18 protein-coding genes and 1 tRNA gene are annotated in these 16,757 nt (G+C 63.1%); 5 read left to right on the forward strand and 14 right to left on the reverse strand.

Going from position 1 to position 16,757, the window contains the following annotated elements:
- Nucleotides 1-93: 93 nt before the first annotated feature.
- A complete protein-coding gene (locus ACFPN2_RS01885; RefSeq protein ID WP_380594409.1) occupies nt 94-1,050 on the forward strand; it encodes a LysR substrate-binding domain-containing protein in 957 nt (318 codons plus the stop codon).
- Here ACFPN2_RS01885 and ACFPN2_RS01890 read toward each other — a convergent pair whose 3' ends face one another.
- A complete protein-coding gene (locus ACFPN2_RS01890) occupies nt 1,051-2,427 on the reverse strand; it encodes an aminotransferase (RefSeq protein WP_380594411.1) in 1,377 nt (458 codons plus the stop codon). It lies immediately after the preceding gene.
- A 169-nt stretch (nt 2,428-2,596) separates the two neighbouring features.
- On the opposite strand from ACFPN2_RS01890, the gene ACFPN2_RS01895 reads away from it, so the two are divergent.
- A complete protein-coding gene (locus tag ACFPN2_RS01895; protein WP_380594413.1) occupies nt 2,597-3,973 on the forward strand; it encodes a PhoPQ-activated pathogenicity-related family protein in 1,377 nt (458 codons plus the stop codon).
- Between the two features lie 36 nt (nt 3,974-4,009).
- Nucleotides 4,010-4,648 carry a hypothetical protein gene (locus tag ACFPN2_RS01900; RefSeq protein ID WP_380594415.1) on the forward strand — a complete coding sequence of 213 codons (639 nt, stop codon included), beginning with the start codon at nt 4,010-4,012 and terminating at the stop codon, nt 4,646-4,648.
- Between the two features lie 10 nt (nt 4,649-4,658).
- Here the strand turns inward: ACFPN2_RS01900 and ACFPN2_RS01905 are convergent.
- The 13 genes from ACFPN2_RS01905 to ruvC form a co-directional block, all read right to left on the reverse strand.
- A tRNA-Lys gene (locus tag ACFPN2_RS01905) sits at nt 4,659-4,734 on the reverse strand.
- Between the two features lie 63 nt (nt 4,735-4,797).
- A complete protein-coding gene (queC, locus tag ACFPN2_RS01910; protein ID WP_380594417.1) occupies nt 4,798-5,478 on the reverse strand; it encodes a 7-cyano-7-deazaguanine synthase QueC in 681 nt (226 codons plus the stop codon).
- An 80-nt stretch (nt 5,479-5,558) separates the two neighbouring features.
- Nucleotides 5,559-6,251: a 7-carboxy-7-deazaguanine synthase QueE gene (gene queE, locus ACFPN2_RS01915; protein WP_380594419.1), complete on the reverse strand. Its 693-nt coding sequence runs from the start codon at nt 6,249-6,251 to the stop codon at nt 5,559-5,561.
- A gap of 71 nt (nt 6,252-6,322) precedes the next feature.
- Nucleotides 6,323-7,096: a tol-pal system protein YbgF gene (ybgF, locus tag ACFPN2_RS01920; RefSeq protein WP_380594421.1), complete on the reverse strand. Its 774-nt coding sequence runs from the start codon at nt 7,094-7,096 to the stop codon at nt 6,323-6,325.
- Nucleotides 7,097-7,107: 11 nt separating this feature from the next.
- Complete coding sequence (pal, locus tag ACFPN2_RS01925; protein WP_380594423.1) at nt 7,108-7,632, reverse strand: peptidoglycan-associated lipoprotein Pal; 525 nt, start codon at nt 7,630-7,632, stop codon at nt 7,108-7,110.
- A gap of 141 nt (nt 7,633-7,773) precedes the next feature.
- The gene (tolB, locus tag ACFPN2_RS01930; RefSeq protein ID WP_380594425.1) at nt 7,774-9,075 is read right to left on the reverse strand and encodes a Tol-Pal system beta propeller repeat protein TolB; all 1,302 of its coding nucleotides are present in this window, start codon (nt 9,073-9,075) and stop codon (nt 7,774-7,776) included.
- 41 nt (nt 9,076-9,116) lie between these two features.
- The gene (gene tolA / locus ACFPN2_RS01935) at nt 9,117-10,034 is read right to left on the reverse strand and encodes a cell envelope integrity protein TolA (RefSeq protein WP_380594427.1); all 918 of its coding nucleotides are present in this window, start codon (nt 10,032-10,034) and stop codon (nt 9,117-9,119) included.
- A 6-nt stretch (nt 10,035-10,040) separates the two neighbouring features.
- A complete protein-coding gene (tolR, locus tag ACFPN2_RS01940) occupies nt 10,041-10,499 on the reverse strand; it encodes a protein TolR (RefSeq protein ID WP_380594429.1) in 459 nt (152 codons plus the stop codon).
- A complete protein-coding gene (gene tolQ, locus ACFPN2_RS01945; protein ID WP_380594431.1) occupies nt 10,496-11,206 on the reverse strand; it encodes a protein TolQ in 711 nt (236 codons plus the stop codon). The genes tolR and tolQ overlap by 4 nt, the downstream gene beginning before the upstream one ends.
- A 60-nt stretch (nt 11,207-11,266) precedes the next feature.
- Nucleotides 11,267-11,668 carry a tol-pal system-associated acyl-CoA thioesterase gene (gene ybgC, locus ACFPN2_RS01950; protein WP_380594433.1) on the reverse strand — a complete coding sequence of 134 codons (402 nt, stop codon included), beginning with the start codon at nt 11,666-11,668 and terminating at the stop codon, nt 11,267-11,269.
- Nucleotides 11,661-12,692 (reverse strand): Holliday junction branch migration DNA helicase RuvB, encoded by a 1,032-nt coding sequence (gene ruvB / locus ACFPN2_RS01955; protein WP_380595282.1) that lies wholly within the window; start codon nt 12,690-12,692, stop codon nt 11,661-11,663. Before ruvB ends, ybgC begins: the two co-directional genes overlap by 8 nt.
- Before the next feature lie 9 nt (nt 12,693-12,701).
- Nucleotides 12,702-13,307 (reverse strand): Holliday junction branch migration protein RuvA, encoded by a 606-nt coding sequence (gene ruvA, locus ACFPN2_RS01960; RefSeq protein ID WP_380594435.1) that lies wholly within the window; start codon nt 13,305-13,307, stop codon nt 12,702-12,704.
- A complete protein-coding gene (gene ruvC / locus ACFPN2_RS01965) occupies nt 13,304-13,807 on the reverse strand; it encodes a crossover junction endodeoxyribonuclease RuvC (protein ID WP_380595284.1) in 504 nt (167 codons plus the stop codon). Before ruvC ends, ruvA begins: the two co-directional genes overlap by 4 nt.
- 221 nt (nt 13,808-14,028) lie before the next feature.
- Here ruvC and ACFPN2_RS01970 point away from each other — a divergent pair, with 221 nt between their 5' ends.
- The gene (locus ACFPN2_RS01970; RefSeq protein WP_380594437.1) at nt 14,029-16,200 is read left to right on the forward strand and encodes a RelA/SpoT family protein; all 2,172 of its coding nucleotides are present in this window, start codon (nt 14,029-14,031) and stop codon (nt 16,198-16,200) included.
- Between the two features lie 3 nt (nt 16,201-16,203).
- Entirely contained in the window at nt 16,204-16,686 is a 483-nt protein-coding gene (locus ACFPN2_RS01975; protein ID WP_380594439.1) for a WbuC family cupin fold metalloprotein, read from the forward strand.
- The last annotated feature ends 71 nt before the right edge of the window (nt 16,687-16,757 follow it).

The following is a 16,757-nucleotide window of genomic DNA, read 5'->3' on the forward strand; positions in this document are numbered from 1 at the left end:
GCGGCAGGTGATTGCAATCCGATCCGGTGCCGGTGAGCTGATCACACCAGCGGGCTGGACCCCGGCGATGCCGGCGGCTATCGTCCCTGGAACATGAAGAACGATCCGCGCAAATCGCTGCCGCCTTTCGAAGCGCTGCGTGCTTTCGACGCAGTCGCGCGTCTCGGTGGCGTACGCAAAGCGGCTCCTGCCCTGGGTCGCGATCACGCGGTGGTGAGCCGGCATCTGCGTACCATCGAAACCTGGACCGGCGCGACGCTGTTTCAACGCAGCCCGGCGGGCATCGTGCTCACCGAGGACGGCAAGCGATATCACAAACAAGTGGCCGCGGCCTTCGACCTGCTGACGCAGGCGACGATTGAGCTGATGCGACATGGCGAACTACGGCGCCTGCACGTGCGCTGCATGGCCGGGCTGGCGCTGCAATGGTTGTCCAGCCGGCTCGCCGAGTTCGAACGACTTTATCCCGATGTCGATATCGAGCTGCGTCCCACCACGCGTGTGCCCGATTTTTCTTCGCAGGAAGTGGACGTGGACATTCGCTTCATCGCGACCTATCGCGTCGAGCCCACGCTGCCGCCCGAGCTGCGGAGCATCGACATTGCACACGCGCCCATCGTCGCGACGGCAAGCCCGGCCTATCTCGCCAAGGCACCGGTGATTCGCAAACCCGGCGACTTGCTACAGCACAAACTGCTGCACGAAGAAAACTTCGATCGCTGGAGTAACTGGCTGGCCGCACACGGCGTGCAGGAGGAAGTGGATCTCATCGGCCCGCGCCTGTGGCAAGGCGATCTGACCTTGAACGCCGCACGCTACGGCCGTGGCATCGCGCTTAGTAACAAACTCATCATCGCGGATGACATCGCCGCGAAACGACTCGTCGAAGTCGGCGCCGGGCTGGCGACCTTTCAACCCTATAGCATGGGCATTTATCAGCTGGCCGCACGCGCGGATCGATGGGATGCGCCGCTCATCCGTCACTTCCGCGAATGGCTCATCGAAGAGATCGCCAAGGCGGCACCCAACCTGGTGCCGCCCGCGAGTTAGTCATCCCAGCTGTGCCGCGGCCTGATCGAGGCCCGCGCTCAACTTGCCGATCAGCTCGTCGATCTCATCGCGCGTGATGATGAGCGGCGGACTGAGCACCACCGCTTCGCCGACCGCGCGAACGATGAGCCCTTCGCTCAAGCAGGCTTCGCGACATTTGATCGCCGGCTCCTGCTTCGCGTCGAACGGAATGCGCTTTTGTTTATCTCGCACCAACTGCACGGCGGCCATCAAACCGACGCCACGCACCTCGCCGATCAACGGATGACGCTGCGCCAGTTCCTGCAGCTTCTGGAAGAAATAAGGCGACGCTGTCTCACGCACGTGATCGACGATGCGTTCGCGCTTCATGATGTTGAGATTCGCAATCGCAACGGCGCACGCCGTCGGATGTCCCGAATAGGTGTAGCCGTGCGCGATGGGGCCGCCGCCAGCGATGACGTCGAAGATCCGATCCGTCATTGCGACAGCCGAGATCGGCAGATAGCCGGACGACAGGCCTTTGGCCATGCTCATCAAGTCGGGCGCAATGTCATAAGTGTGCGAGCCGAACCACTGACCGGTGCGCCCGAAACCGCAAATCACTTCATCGGCCACCAGCAGCACGTCGTGCTTCTTGCAGATCCGTTGAATCTCGGCCCAGTAACCCGCGGGCGCCTCGAACACCCCGCCCGCGCCCTGCGCCGGCTCGCCGATGAAGGCGGCCACGTTATCGGCGCCGAGCTCGAGGATTTTCTCTTCCAACGCCCGCGCCGCCTTCAATCCATAACTTTCCTTGGTGACCCCTTCGCCCTGCCAATACGCATGAGGATGAATGATATGTTCGAACTCAGGCAGCGGCACGCGATCCATGCCTCGCATGTTGGGCATGCCCCCCAAACTCACCGCCGCCAGCGTGCTGCCGTGATAGGCCAGGGTCCGCCCGATGAACACGCGCTTGGTCGGCTTGCCCAGCGTGGCCCAGTAATGACGCACCAGTCGAACGACGGTGTCGTTGGCCTCCGAGCCCGACGATGAATAGATGAAATGACGCAGCCCGTTCGGCGTGAGCTCGGCGAGCATGCGCGCCAGCTCGATCTGCGACACGTTCGCTGTCTGGAAAAAGTTATTGTAGTAAGGCAGCTCTTCCATCTGCCGCTGCACGGCCTGCGTGAGCTCCTTGCGCCCGTAGCCCACGTTCACGCACCACAGCCCGGCCATGCCGTCGAGAAATCTATTGCCCTCGCTGTCCCAGATATAAACGCCTTGCGCGCCCGTGATGACGCGCACGCCGCGACCATGCAGCGCTTTCTGGTCGGTGAACGGATGAACCTGGTGCGCATGATCGAGCTGCTGCCATTCGCTCGTCGTGCGGGAGCTTGCGGATAGAGTGGACACGATCAGCCTCGTTGGAAGGAACGGAGGCTGTTATACCCACGGAACGATCGGGGCCTGGCTGCAATCGGTGCAGCGCTGGTGAGGGGTACTCACCGCCACGAGGCGTTCGGGGCCCCCTCCCAAAATGCTGACTGGCGCGGCAGCTCGATCCGCGGTAGTCACTGTTGTCATGGCTCACCTAAACAATCCGCCGGGGCGACTGCTGTTCAGCATCGTGCTTGCCTGTTTCTGCTCGTCACCTGCCTGGTCCAGTGAGGATCCGCACGCATCACGCGACGAGCTTGCGGCCTACATCGCGCGCCCGGACCCTGACTTCGGATGGCGTGAGATCACATCCGGCGCGTTGGGGAAAACCGAGTACACGGAGTACTTGCTCACATCGCAGGCCTGGCGAGGCACGCTTTGGAAACATCAGCTCTACGTATTGCGTCCCAGGAACATGGCCCCCGATGCCAGACACGGGCTGCTGTTCATTCACGGCGGACGATGGAAGCCGGAATACGAGGCAGCAGCACAGCCCGCCGATCTGCCTCGCGAAGCGCCATATTTCGCCCGTCTCGCCGAATCGATACGCGCGCCGGTTGCCGTGCTCCGCCAGGTGCCCTTTCAACCGCTCTTCGACCGGCGGGAAGATGCGCTCATCGCGTATACGTTCGATCAATATCTGCAAACGGGCGATGCCGGCTGGCCCATCCTGCTGCCGATGGTGAAGAGCGCGACCCGAGCGATGGATGCCGTCCAGAACATCGCGCGGCAACGTTGGAATATCTCCCTGGAAACCTTCACTGTCACCGGCGCCTCCAAGCGCGGCTGGACTGCATGGCTGACCGCCGCGACCGATCCTCGGGTCATGGCCGTCGCGCCGATGGTGATCGATGTCCTCAACATGCGCGCCCAGATGGATCATCAGCGTGCCACGTGGGGCGACTTCTCGGATGAGATTCGCGACTACTCGACGCTGGATATTCAGAACCGGCTGCAGAGCGAACGCGGCGACTCGCTCCTGAGCATGGTCGATCCTTTCAGCTATCGACAGCGACTCAGCCAACCCAAGCTGATCCTGCTGAGCACCAACGACCGCTACTGGCCGCTGGATGCGCTCAACATTTATTGGCCCGGCCTGCCCGATCCCAAGAACGTCATGTACGTGCCGAATCAGGGCCACGGACTGCACGACGCCAATCGCGTGATCAACGGCTTGAGTGCGCTACATCGGTACGCAGCCGCAGGCAAGGTCCTGCCTCGCACGACATCCTCAGTCGAGCTCGAGCCTCACGCCATCACTCTGGCAGTCGAGTCCGATCGCCCCGCCAGACGCGTGCTCCTGTGGAGTGCACGCAGTCCGACGCTGGATTTTCGCGAGGCGCATTGGTCCTCGCATAGCTGCACCAGGTCCAGCAAGGGGCATCGCTGTTCGGAACGCCGTCCCGATCGAGGCTACGCCGCCGCTTACGCGGAAACATTTTTCCGCGACGAGGATGGGCCGGCGTTTTCCACGACGACCACGGTTTGCATTTTCGATCGGCAGACGCCGGCGTGTCGCTGAGCCGGAACCTATCCGCATCGCGCCCGTTAGCGGTGAATGAGCCCGTCGTGCCTGCTCATTCCGTTCGCTCTACTGCTCGCTTTCGACGCGCACAGCGACGATAAAGCGTGCTGGTCTATGGAGCTGCTGATCGGCGATGCCTACAACGCGGCGAGTCGCACCCGCATCGAACAGGTGCAGTTGGACGGGCACTCGTTCAACGGCGACTACGAAACGCGGGGCTTGGAGAGCCCTCTGCACTACGCATGGAGAATTGCGCGATGGGAGGATGCGCGTGGCTGGGAGCTGCAGTTGCTGCATCATAAGATCTTTCTGCAGAGCCGCCCGGCCGGCGTCGACGCGCTGTCGGTGAGTCATGGATTCAACATAGTGACCGTCAATCGCGCGATCGAGTACGGACACTGGCGCATCCGGGCTGGACTCGGACCTGTCGTCGCGCATGCTGAAGCGCGAATACTCGGCTCTTCCTACGACGGCCCGTACGAGCTTGCCGGAGCGGCCGCACTCATCGGCGTGAGCCGTCAACTGAAGTTAGGTAAGAACTTTTATCTGCTGGGCGAAGCGGCCGCGACGTTCGGCTACATGCGAGCCCGCCCGGAGGGCAGCCCTGCGCTGGAAGTGACAATTCGCAATCCCGCGTTTCATGCGCAGGCGGGCGTGGGCTATCGTTTTTAGAAGGTTGGAATGGTGGGTCGGGAGGGATTCGAACCCTCGACCAATGGATTAAAAGTCCAGTGCTCTACCAACTGAGCTACCGACCCACGGCACAGGTCAGGCTCGGCTGCCTGACGGGGCGCGCATCATACCTAAAGAGGCGCGGAAATTCATCGAAAATACCTTGTCGGGTCCGGCACGCCGGCGGACTGGAAACCTGCCCGACGCAGGCGGCAGGAATCGCAGCTGCCACAGGCCCGGCCGTCGGCGTCGGCCTGGTAACAGGACACTGTCAGTGAATAGTCCACGCCCAGCGACACGCCGCGCTGAATGATCTGGGCCTTGGTCAGGTCGATCAGCGGCGTCACCACCTTGAACGCCACCGTGCCCTCCACGCCCGCTTTCGTCGCCAGGTTCGCGACCCGCTCGAAGGCGGCGACGAAGGCCGGGCGGCAGTCCGGATAGCCTGAATAATCGACCGCATTCACACCGATGAATATGCGCGGGGCTTCGAGAACTTCGGCCCAGCCCAAGGCGAAGGACAACATCACCGTGTTGCGCGCGGGGACGTAGGTGACCGGAATGCCCATCTGCGGCGACTCGGGTACGGCGATGCTCGTATCGGTCAGCGCCGAGCCGCCGATGCCACCGAGATCGATGCGCAAAGTGCGATGCTCGACGGCGCCCAACGCTTGAGCAACGCGCGTGGCTGCATCCAGCTCAGCCCGATGCCGCTGACCATAATCCACGCTCAGCGCGTAGCACTGAAAGCCTTGCTCGCGAGCGATCGCAAGCACGGTGGCGGAATCCAGACCACCGGATAACAGCACGACAGCGCGAGCACCAGACATGACTGCGACAACTCTCTCCGCCAGCGCTGGTAGAGCACTGGACTTTTAATCCATTGGTCGAGGGATTGGATCCCACCGATTTACTTGCCGGGCGTATCGCCCCACAAAATCTTGTGCAGCTGAATCTGCAGCCGCACCGGCAGCCGCTCATCCAGCACCCACTGCGCCAGATCGCGTCCGTCCACCTGACCGTAGCTCGGGCTGAACAGCACCATGCAGCGCTCGTACAGCCGGCGCTCGCGAACGAAGTCGCGGGCCCATTCGAAATCGGCGCGACTGCAGAGCACGAACTTCACCTGCTCTTCCGGCCGCAATACATCCAGGTTCTCGTAACGATTGCGACCGACCTCGCCGCTGCCCGGCGTCTTCACATCGACAACTCGCACGACGCGCGGATCGACATTGCTCACATCGATGGCGCCGCTGGTTTCCAACGAGACGCTGTAGCCGGCATCGCACAGCTTCTGTAGCAGCGGGAAACATCCCTTCTGCGCAAGCGGCTCGCCGCCGGTGACACAAATGTGTTTCGTATTGAACGAGGCGACGCGCGCCAACACATCGTCGAGCGCAAACCATTCACCGCCGTAAAACGCGTAAGCGGTATCGCAGTACTGACACCGCAGCGGACACCCGGTGAGACGCACGAAGACAGTGGGCCAACCGACGCTGTCGGCTTCACCTTGAATCGATAAGAAGATCTCGGTGAGCTTGACGCGTGCGGCGCCGGTGCCGGTTACGGCGGAATCGATAGTGGTGGAGTCAGTGAGGTTCATGAGACTGATCTGACCACCAAGAGGCAGCGGCGCTGATGGCGTCCCCAGGGAGACGCCATCAACAAACCGAACTATCTGCCCTCGCTATCCAGCTTCGCGATGCGTTGGCTCGCGAGACGGGCGGCGGTGGTATCGCCAAAACGCTGCACGACCTGGTTGAGCGCCGAGCGCGCCTCGCCCCAGTTCTTCAGCTCGTAATTGCAGTAGCCGATCTTCAGCAATGCATCCGGAATCTTGCGCGACTCCGGATACTTCTCGATCACCGTCCGGAAATCGCGCAACGCGTCCGGATATTGTTTGGTGACGTAGTGCGCCTCGCCCAGCCAGTACTGCGCGTTGTCGGCCAGCGGGCCGTTCGGGAACGTCGTCAGGTACTGTTTGAACGCGTTGATCGCTTCGGGATATTTCGCATCCTTCAGCAGATCGAACGCGGCCTGATAGTTGGCGCGATCGTCGCCTTGCGGGACCGGCAAGCCGCCCGCGGCCGGCGTGGCAACAGAAGCTGCCGCACCGGGATTGCCTTCGAGGGCCGAGAGCCGCCGATCGACATCGCCATACAACTCACGCTGCTGCGTCTGATTCTGCGTTGCCTGGTGTTGCAGCTCATCGAGCTGCCCCCGCAACAGGCGCGTTTCCGCCTGCGCCGCTTCGATCCGTTGCGACAGATCGAGCAGGCTTTGATTGGCGAGCACGCGCTCCAGACGTAACAAGCGGCTGTCGAGCTCGGACAACTTCTGCACCGTCGGATCGGCTTCCGGCGGCGTCGTCGCACAGCCCGACAGCACCGCCGCCACGACGGCGATCAGACCGACGCGGACAGCAGTAATGTTTGGCACAGATGTCATGGCGGCTCGGCTCATCGACCGTAGACCAGCTCGACGCGGCGGTTCTTGGAGTACGCCGCTTCGTCACTGCCCTGCACGGCCGGACGCTCTTCGCCGTAGCTCACAGTGGTGATCTGATTTTCAGTCACGCCCTGGAGCATCAGCGCGCGACGCACGGCTTGCGCACGACGCTCGCCCAGACCGATGTTGTACTCACGCGAGCCGCGCTCGTCGGAGTGACCTTCGAGACGAATCTTGCGCGTCGGGCTGCCGTTCAGGAATTTCGCGTGCGCGGTCACCACCGGCACGAACTCCGGCTTGATCTCGGCGCGGTCGTAATCGAAGTAAACGATCACACCGGCGGCCTTGGCCGCTTCCATCGCCTGCTGCTCGGCTGACAGCGCGCTGCTGCCGACGCCGCTGCTGTCCGCACCCGAGGTGCTGGTCGAGGGGCCCACCGACTCAGAGGTGTTCTGCGCCTCGGGCAGCGGCTTGTTGCCACAGGCCGCCAGCATCAGACCAGTCGCCGCGATCAGCATCAGCCGAGTTATACGCATCTACACTCTCCTGAATTTAGTAGTTGTTACGACCTTGGGACCCGCTGAAAAATCCCTTGTCGCCATTCACAGACCAAAACTGCGGCGAATTTTGCCACAACTCGGCCCAAAACACGGCGCTTTGCGGGTCTTTTTTGCCGCTCAACGCTGCGGAAACGGCGCCCACACGGGCTCGCGCACTTCACCCACGGTATTGGTGAACCGCTCGGCCGTACGCCCATCGGTCGACACCGTCGCCAGCACACCTTTGCCCCGCTCCTGGGTGGCATAGATCAGCACGGCGCCATTGGGCGCGAAGCTCGGGCTCTCATCCTGCCGACCTTCCGAGAGCACCTGCATGCCCTTGGAGGCCAGATCGATGACAGCAATTCGGTAATTGCCACGGTCCAGGGTCACGACCGCGAGTTGTTTGCCATTCGGCGACACGCGCGGCCGGGCGTTGTAGCCGTTCTCGAAGCTGACCCGCGTGGCCCGATTCGGATTGGCGACCTCGATCTCGTAAATCTGCGGACCGCCGGCGCGATCGGAATTGAAGTACAGCTTCTTGCCGTCGGACGACCAGCTCGGCTCGGTGTCGATGCCGGGATCGAAGGTCATGCGCGTGAGCACCTGGCTGTTGAGCTCCAGGGTATAGATATCGATATCGCCATCCTTGCGCGACAACGTGATCGCCAGTGTCTTGCCATCGGGCGACCAGGACGGCGCGCCATTGATACCCGCGCGTGCCGACACACGCTTGCGCTCACCGGTGCGCAATGTTTGCACATAGATCGCCGACGCTTTGGTCTCGAACGACACGTAAGCGAGGCTCTGGCCATCCGGCGACCACGCCGGCGACATGATCGGCTCGTCCGAGCTGGTGATCACCTGCTGATTCTCGCCGTCGTAATCGGAGACGATGAGCTTGTAACGTTGCTTGGGCGGCGTGCCTTCAGCGCTGATGAAGGCGACGCGCGTCGAGAAGGCGCCACGCACACCGGTCAGCTGTTCGAAAATGATGTCCGAGATCCGGTGCGCGAGCGCACGCATGGAGTTGGCATTCGCGGTGAGACGCTGGCCGGCCAGCCGCTGACCGGTCAGCACGTTATACAGCTCGAAGTTGGCGGCGAAGCCCTGGCCCTCGGGCATCAGCTTGCCGACCGCGATGAAATCAGTCTTGAGATAGCGCCAGTCCTGGAACCGGATCTGATCGCCCTGAGTCGGACGATCGATCATTTCCTTGCGATCCAGGGGTGCGAAGCGGCCGCTTCGTCGCAGGTCGGCGGCCACCACTTCAGCCACATCGAAAGGCGCGGCGCCGCTGGATTCCCAGCCGAACGGCACGATGGCGACGGGCACCGCATCCTCGGCGGACTTGGTGATCTCGATCACCAGCTGTGCGTTGGCCGGGACCGCGAACCACGACAGTGCGAAACAAATCCAGACGGCAACAGTTTTTTTCATCAGTCACAGCTCCTTGGAGCGAAATCGGTGAGCGAGGCGCGTCAACCCGCGCCCGGCCTGAAATTAAACGTCAACTCCGGCCGGAACAGGCGCGGGTTGGACGGCGTCGGCAACGGCGACGCGCTGACCACCGCGTTCTCGACCGACTGTTTGACGGCAGCGTCGCCATTGCAGCTGCCGACCTTCGCGGACAGAACGACGCCGGCGGGCGTTTGCCGCACCGTCACCTGGCACAACAAGTCGTCGCGGGCCGACAGCGGACGATTCCAACGACGCTCGACCGCCTGCGCGACCATGGCGATGTACTGTGCCATCTCCGGCGAGCTGGCGGCGGCCGCATCGGCCGCGGCGTTGGACTCTTCTTCCTGCAACTGACGCTGCAAATCCGACTCCACTGCCTCCTGCCTCCGTTTGTCATCGGCCGCCTTGCGACGTTCCGCCTCTTCCTTCTGCTTGCGCTGGATTTCGGCGACTTTCTTCGCCTCCTCCTCGGCCTGCTTCTTCCGAGCGGCGTCCTCGGCGGCGCGTTTCTTCTCCGCCTCCTGCCGTTCGCGCAATTGTTGCTCTTCCGCCTGGCGGCGCTGGTCCGCCTCCTGGCGTTGTTTCAATTCGACCTGACGCTCCGCTTCCGCCCGTTGTTCCGCTTCCTTACGCTGAACCTCTTGCTGCTGCTCCTGCTCGCGCTGCTTCTGTTGCTCGGCTTCCCGCTCACGTTCGCGCTGGGCCTGCTCTTCGCGCTGCTGTTGCTGAGCCCGGTCACGCTCACGTTCCTGACGCTGCTGACGGGCGGCTTGATTCAGCGCCTTGGGATCGACGACGACGGCCTGGATGGCGAGCTGCACCGGCGGCGGCGTGCGCTGCATGTTCAGCATGGTCATGCCGAAAATCCCGGCAAACACCGCGTGCAGCAGCAGCGCGCCGAGAATGTACGTCCAGTGTTGTTTGATGAAATCGACCATGCAGCCTTAGCGCTTTTTGTTATTTCGCGCTTCCGCCGGATCGGTGATGAAACCCACCTTCTCAGCGCCCGCTTCTTGTAACAGCACCATGCCGGTGACCACGCGGCCATAGGGCACATTGGTGTCGGCCTTTACCAGCACCGGGGTCTGCGGCTCACGCTTCAACACCGTTCCGACACGCTCGACCACGGCGCTTTCATCCAACGCGCTTTCCTCGTCCTTGCCGATGTTCAAGTAATACTTGCCCGCAGCATCGACGCTCAGGATCAAGGGCTGATGCTGGCGCATGAGATCTTCCGGCAACGGCTCGGCCGCGGCCTTGGGCAGATCGACCTTGATGCCCTGAGTCAGCATGGGCGCCGTGATCATGAAAATGATCAGCAGCACGAGCATCACGTCGATATAGGGAACGACGTTCATCTCGGCCACGAGCCGCTTGCCGCGGCGGTTGTTCATCGGACTCATGCGTGCGCCTCGGCGCCTCGCTGCGGCTCACGAGGAGCGGATGCGTGACGCTGCAGAATCGTCGAGAGCTCTTCGGTGAAGGTGTCATAGCGCGTTTCGACGCGGCTCACCTGATCGGCATACCGGTTGTAAGCAACGACCGCGGGAATCGCGGCGAACAGACCCATGGCGGTGGCGATCAGCGCTTCGGTGATACCCGGCGCCACCATCGACAGCGTCGCCTGTTGCACGTTACCCAGACCGTGGAATGCATTCATGATGCCCCACACCGTGCCGAACAAGCCGACGTACGGGCTGGTCGAGCCGATGGTCGCGAGCATCGCCAGGCCCAGTTCCAGACGATCGCTTTCCTTCAGCAGTGCGACCCGCATGCCGCGACGGGCGCCTTCGATCAGCTGCGCCGAGGCGATGCCGCCCTGTTGGCGCAATCGTGAGAACTCACGAAAGCCCTGCTCGAAGATCGCTTCCATGCCCCGGGTGACCCGGCGGCTCTGGTCGATGGTTCGAAACATCGCGGTCAGATCGCCGCCCGACCAGAACGTTTCCTCGAAGCGGTCGGCGTCGGTGCGCGCCTTCTTCAGCTCGGCGCGTTTACGCAGCATGATGGACCACGACACCAGCGATGCCAGCAGCAGCAGCGCCATCACGATCTGCACCACGATGCTGGCGTTCAGCACCAGCTCCAGAGGATTCAAGTTCTCTGCCATTGTCCCATCACTCCCGATTATCTCGTTAGATTGCGCCCCGCGCGGGGCGCGGGGGCGCACTCACATCAGATCCTTTGGTAACGCCGTCGGCCTCAAGCTCACGGCATCCAGGCACGCCACGCGCACCTTGCCTTCGACCAGCAGCTCGCCGTCGAGGCCGCCGCGAAACACCTGTTGCTGAAACGTGAAGCTGGCGCGCGTGCGCTCGGCAATCACGCAGGTCACCAGCAGCTCATCGCCATAACGCGCCGGCCGGCGATAGTGCGCCTCGATATCGACGACCACGAACATCAGCCCGTGCTGCTCCTTCAAGGGCAGCTGTTCGATACCGGCGGCCCGCAACCATTCGGTGCGCGCCCGCTCCATGAACTTCATGTAGTTCGCGTAGTAGACGATGCCGCCGGCATCGGTGTCTTCCCAATAAATTCTCACCGGCCAGGCAAACGTCCGCGACTCAGTCATTGAACAACTCGCCGGTGCCCGGCCGTTCCGGCAGCTTCAAGCCGAAATGCTGATACGCCAGGCGCGTCGCCATCCGGCCACGCGCGGTGCGCATGATGAAACCTTGTTGGATCAGATACGGCTCGATCACGTCCTCGATCGTGCCGCGCTCCTCGCCCAGCGCCGCCGACAGGCTTTCCACGCCCACCGGCCCGCCGTCGAATTTTTCGATGATGGTCAGCAACAGCTTGCGGTCCATGAGATCGAAGCCCAGCGGGTCCACGTCCAGCATATCCAGCGCCGCCTGCGCCACTTCGTCGGTAATCCGGCCACCGGCGCGCACTTCGGCATAGTCACGCACGCGCCGGAGCAATCGATTGGCGATACGGGGAGTTCCCCGGGAACGCTGCGCAATCCTCCCCGCTCCCGCGCTGTCCGCCGGTACGCCGAGCAGGCTCGCGGAACGAGTCACAATGCGTTGCAGCTCCGCCTGATCGTAAAACTCCAACCGTTGCACGATGCCGAACCGGTCTCGCAGCGGCGAGGTCAGCAGGCCGGCGCGCGTGGTCGCGCCGATCAAGGTGAACGGCGGCAGATCCAGTTTGATGGAACGCGCGCCCGGGCCTTCGCCGATCATGATATCGAGCTGAAAATCTTCCATCGCCGGATACAGGATTTCCTCGACCTGCGGGCTCAGCCGATGAATCTCGTCGACGAATAAAACATCGTTGGCCTGCAGATTGGTGAGCAGCGCGGCCAGATCGCCGGCGCGCTCGATCACCGGGCCCGAGGTCTGCCGCAAATTCACGCCAAGCTCGTTGGCGACGATGTTCGCCAGCGTGGTCTTGCCCAGGCCGGGCGGACCGAAGATCAGCACGTGATCCAGCGCTTCGTGCCGGTTACGCGCCGCCTGGATGAATATTTCCATCTGCGTCTTGACCGCCGTCTGACCGACGTAGTCGGCCAGTCTCTTCGGCCGCACGGCGCGGTCGAGGGCGGCTTCATCGCCCTGCGAAGAGGCGGATACGATGCGGTCCTGCTCGATCATGATGGCTTATCGGGTGGCAGCGGCCTGCAATGCGCGGCGAATGATTTCCTCGGTGGTCTGCACCGACGCGTCCACCGCCTTCAGCAGCCGCGTCACTTCGGCAGGCTTATAGCCCAACGCGACCAGCGCGCTGAAAGCCTCCGCTTGTGGACCGATCGCAGGCTCGGCGGTTCCGCCCGTCGGCAATACCGCAAGGCCCGTGTCGCCAAAACCCTTCACCCGGTCGCGCATCTCGACCACCAGTCGCTCGGCCGTCTTGCGGCCCACGCCGGGCGTGCGCACCAGCGTATCGATGTCCTGCGCCTCGATGCACATCAGGAAGGCATCCACGGTGAGGCCCGACAGCAGCGCCAGCGCCAGCTTCGGCCCCACATTGGAAACTTTCAGCAGCTCGCGAAACAGCCGCCGCTCGCGCTCGGTGCCGAAGCCGAACAGGATGTGCGCATCCTCGCGGACCACCAGGTGCGTGAACAGATGAACGTCCGCCCCGGCCGCCGGCAACCCATAAAACGTCGACATCGGCGCTTCCAGCTCGTAGCCGACGCCGCCCACGTCGATCACCAGCTGCGGGGGTTGCTTGGCGGTCAGCCGACCGCGCAAAAAACCGATCATTGCGCCGGGCCCGCCGCGAGCTGGTGCAGCTGGCCGTTGAGATTGCGGGAATGCGCGTGGCAAAGCGCGATGGCCAACGCATCCGCCGCGTCGGCGCCGAGCGGGCCGGAAAGATTCAACAAACGTCGCACCATCAACTGCACTTGTTCCTTCTGAGCGGCACCGGTTCCCACCACGGCCAGTTTCACCTCACGGGGCGCGTACTCAAAAACACGCGGGCGCACGGCAAAAGTCGCACTCAACGCCGCCCCTCGCGCCTGGCCCAGCTTCAACGCGCTATCGGCATTGCGGTGCATGAACACGCGCTCGATGGCGACTTCGTCCGGCTGGTACTGGGCCGCCAGCTTATCGACGCCGGCAAAAATTTCCTGCAGACGATCGGCCAGCGACGCGCCCCGGGCGCGGATCGATCCGCTCACCACATAGGTGACCTTGGGCCCCGTCTCCACCACCGCGTAACCGGTGCATAACGAGCCCGGGTCCAGCCCGAGGATTCGCACGCTCGGCGCCGGCGCCAAGGCCACCTTGGACGCGCGCTGACGGAGGCTGACGACGGCCGTCGATACCTTCACGTCACCTCGGGCAAGGTTGAGCTCGGCGAGACTTTTCGGGCGCCTGTGTCTGCGCAAGGACTCCCTCTGCCTGGACCCGCGCGGGTCTCGAGTTGCGAAGGTCGGTATGATACCGGCAACGGCTACAAACCGACACGATCCGCGCTTCCATGCCTTCCGTCGACGACGCTGCATCCGACACCGAGCAGACCGCGAACGCCCGCCGCCGGGCTCACGAGCTGTTGTCGAAACTGTCGACCACGGTCGGCGAGCAGAACCCCAAGGCGCTGGTCGCGCTGGCGCGTGCGCAGGCCATCGTCGACATCCTGGTCACCTTGACCGATGACGACGACATTCTCGGCGGCGCCCTGCTCCTGCCGCTGCTCGAAGCCGAGGTCATCACCCCCGAGCAGGCGGTCGCGACGCTGAGCGCACCGGCCAATCGAATCGCCAGCGAGCTGCAGCGGCTGGGCTCGCTGAACATCACCATTCCGACCGGCACCGGCGGTGGACGCGGCACGCCCTCGCTTTCGGGCAATCAGGCCGAAGGCTTGCGCAAGATGCTGCTGGCCATCGTCACCGATCCGCGACTGGTGCTCGTGAAGCTCGCGGCTCAATTACAGCAACTGCGAGATAGCAAGGATGCCCCGCCGAGCGAACGCCAGCGTCTCGCTTATGAAACGCGGGAGATTTACGCGCCGCTCGCGAACCGCCTCGGCGTGTGGCAATTGAAGTGGGAGCTGGAGGATCTGAGCTTCCGCTACCTCGATCCCGACAACTACAAGACGATCGCCGGCTGGCTCGCCTCCAAGCGCATCGATCGCGAACGTTACATCGGCGAAGTGATCGACGTGCTGCGTCGGGAGCTCGAGAAAGCACACATCGAGAACGCCGAGATCGCCGGCCGCCCGAAGCACATCTACAGCATCTGGCGAAAGATGCATCGCAAGGGCCTGCAGTTCGATCAGCTGTACGACGTGCGCGCGGTGCGTGTGCTTGTGGACAGCATCGCCGACTGCTATGCCGCGCTCGGCATCGTGCATGGAATGTGGCCGTATATTCCCGGCGAGTTCGACGACTACATTGCGACCCCGAAGGACAACCTCTATCGATCCCTGCACACCGCCGTCATCGGCCCTGGCAAGCTGCCGCTGGAAGTGCAGATCCGCACGCGCGAGATGCATGCGCATGCCGAGCTCGGCGTCGCCGCTCACTGGCGCTACAAGGAAGGCGGCAAAGCGAATCCCGCCTATGAACAGAAAATCGTCTGGCTTCGGCAAGTGCTCGAGCCCAGCGAGCGCGGCGAGGAAACCGAAGGCGAGTTTCTGGATCGGGTGCGCTCGGAATTGTTCGAGGATCGGGTGTATGCGATCTCACCGCGAGGCGAAGTGGTCGATCTGCCGCGCGGCGCGACGCCGCTCGACTTCGCCTATCACGTGCACACGGATCTGGGTCATCGCTGCCGGGGCGCCAAGGTCAACGGCCGCATGGTGCCGCTGAACCACATTCTTCAGAACGGCGATCAGGTCGAGATCATCACCAGCAAGCAGCTCAATCCGAGCCGCGACTGGCTGGTGCCCTCGCTCGGCTATCTCGCCTCTCCTCGCAATCGAAACAAAGTCCGCGCGTTCTTCCGCAAGCTCGACGAGCAACAGAACACTCAGCAAGGCCGGCAGATTCTCGAACGTGAGCTGCAACGACTGGCGGTGCACTCGGTGACGCTGCCGGAGCTGATTGGCGAGTTCAAATTCGACAACGCGGATCAGCTGTATCGCGCCATTGGCGAAGGCGAGATCAACGTCGCTCAGATCAGCGGCGCCGTGCAACGCCGGGCCAAGCCGCAGGAATTGCCGACGCCGGTCTTGAAACGGCCGGCCGCCGAGCCGAAGAAGGCGTCGGGCATCACTATCGACGGCGTCGACGATCTGCTGTCGAACTTCGCCGGCTGTTGCAGCCCCGTGCCGCCCGAGGCCATCGCCGGCTACATCACGCTGGGCCGGGGCGTCAGCATCCATCGCGACGATTGCCCCAACTTCAAACGGCTGGCGCTCGCCAATCCCGAGCGGGTCATTCCGGTCGAATGGGGTTCGGGCGGCGAACGTTCGTTCCCGGTCGATATCAATGTTCGCGCCTATGACCGTCGCGGCCTGTTACGCGACGTGACCGCGATTCTCGCGGACTCGAAGATCAACATTCACGCCATGAACACGTTGACGCACGAGACCGACGAGATCGCCGACATGAATTTGAAAATCACGGTCCACGACCTGGAAGAGCTGTCCCGCGTGCTGGCTCGAATCCAGGGCCTGCCCAATGTGTTGAGCGCCCGACGCAAGGTTTGAGCAATGAAACTGATCTCCAACACGCTGCTCGATGAGATGACCGCCAAAGCGGCCGCCAGCCCTCGCCGCCGTACTCACCACAATCTGCACAGTTCACCGAGCGATCCAGTGCAGCGCTTTGTGGTCGTGGCTCACAGCGACACCTATATTCGCCCGCACCGGCACATGACCAAGTCGGAACTGTGCACGATCGTGCGCGGCCGGTTCGAGTGCGTGGTGTTCGATGCTGATGGGACGATCATCGAACGGAATGTCATGGGCGAAGGCACGTCGAATGTCGCCTTCGAGCTGCCCTCGCAAACGTGGCATACGCTGCTCGCGCTGACGGATGGCGCTGCGTTCGTGGAAGTTAAAGAGGGACCGTACGATCCTGCGACCGCCGCCGAGTTCGCTCGGTGGGCACCGGAGGAAGGTGGTGCCACGGCTGAGTTTCAACGCTGGGTTAGGTCTGCGCCGGTTGGTGCGCGCGTGCCATCCTTCACCTAACAACCCTGGCTCGACTGCCTCGATTGCCGACGACGCCGACCTACACATGGCAGCGCCGCGTCGGAACAGGG

The sequence above is a fragment of the Steroidobacter flavus genome (assembly GCF_042651805.1).
Lineage (GTDB): Bacteria > Pseudomonadota > Gammaproteobacteria > Steroidobacterales > Steroidobacteraceae > Steroidobacter > Steroidobacter flavus.